Annotated in this window: 1 protein-coding gene; it reads right to left on the minus strand. The window is 47.9% G+C overall.

Annotated features, from left to right (window positions below; translation table 11 throughout):
- Positions 1-442 precede the first annotated feature (442 nt).
- Complete coding sequence (locus tag GJS45_RS23545; RefSeq protein WP_162344346.1) at positions 443-1528, minus strand: IS110 family RNA-guided transposase; 1086 nt, start codon at positions 1526-1528, stop codon at positions 443-445.
- Between the last annotated feature and the right edge of the window lie 87 nt (positions 1529-1615).

A 1615-nucleotide genomic window follows, 5' to 3' on the forward strand; every position in this document is an offset into this window, starting at 1 on the left:
CTCCTATGTTGAAAAGCAAACAAAACAGCTAAAATTCCACATACTTTTCCATTCTTTACCCTTTTCCTCTTAAATGCGACCTCCAGTTCTGGCCGTGGTTCTGTCAAGGCCGGAGCGTAGCGGAGTTCATTTCAGCCTTTACAGGTTCTCGGACTGAACTATCTTTGTATTTAAAGGAAAAAGGTAAACCAGTCAATTTCTCAATCACCGCTGACCTGCTTTTTTGTAACCTCTTTAATCAATCTCCTATCAGCAGTCCGCAGTGGCCGCAATGTATTGTTCATTTTAAAGAGGAAGGGGACGTAATCTCTGTGGAACGGTCTTCCCTGTCGGGTGCCGCAGACACAAAACATCGCTTGATCCCCATCCAGATTATCCAGGATTACCAGGCCTTTCTTCTCTTCTATGTTTTGTTTACTTTTTACTTTGCTTTTGCCAATATTCAGCTTACAACGCCGGGCACGTATTCCACACCGTTCCGAAGTACATGGCGGATCCTGCTAAGCAGATTTTTAGCTATCCGTATAATGGCCTTATTCTTTTTCATCCGTTTGCTCAGTTCGTTAAACCTCGCCATCAGGGCCGGGTCTTTTCTGGCAGCCGTCCAGGCAGCCTCGATGAGCTGTATTTTGATTTTTTTACGTCCCCTTCTTGTCATCCTGCCCGTGGCGGTCTTCTCCCCCGAACTGTTCATATTTGGGACGATCCCTACATAATGGCACAGTTCGTCGATAGTTTTGAACCTGGTGATGTCCCCGAGCTGGGTGAGTAGGTTCATCGCCACAATCCTGCCTATGCCGGGGATCCCCATCAGCAGACTGCATTTCTCACGGTACCTGTCAGTCCGGGAAAGCTCGGCTATCTGCCGGGTCACTTTCAGGACGCACTTTTTTAGGGATATCCCCGACTCCACGTAAACGGCGATGGCCTCACGGACCTTTTCGTCCACACCCGGTAGTTCTCGCAGCCATTCCATGTATACTTTTGACCAAGACCTGGTCTGGGAAACGGTAAAGCGTTCGGGTATAGTCACGCCGAACTGACGCAAAAGGGACTTGACCCGGTTTTTGTTCCTGCTCAGGTCCTTCACCAGGGTGTCCCGCTGCCGGCAGGGAACCCGATCTGCTTCCAGCTGTTCCCCGGGTATGTTGATACCTTCAAGTTCGCCGCCCCGCAACATCCGGGCAAGCTTCCTTGCATCGGCCTTGTCGGTTTTCTGGAGCCGCTCCTTCTGGCTGGTCGGAACATCGGACGCATTGATCACCATGCATTCCACTCCCAAACGGTTAAGTGATCTGCATGCCCAGAAACCGCTAAAACCTGCCTCATAAACAGCTTTATAGGTGGCCCCGGGAAAATTCTTCTTGAGAAATTCGGCCAGCTGATCGGGGTTAGCTTCCCGGTTCATACTCTTAAATTCGTATTGCTCACCAAATATGGATACCTTCCAGCTTTTAAGATGCTTGTCAATACCCACATAGATCGATTGTCCTTCAAATGTTTTTTGGTTAACTTTAATGCGTTGCATAAGCTATGTTCGTTTAAAGTGATAAATGAGATTATTCCTTTAAGTTACGAATCTTAGCTTATGCTTCACTTTTCAAACATAATACCT

The sequence above is a fragment of the Cyclobacterium salsum genome (assembly GCF_010119245.1).
GTDB lineage: Bacteria > Bacteroidota > Bacteroidia > Cytophagales > Cyclobacteriaceae > Cyclobacterium > Cyclobacterium salsum.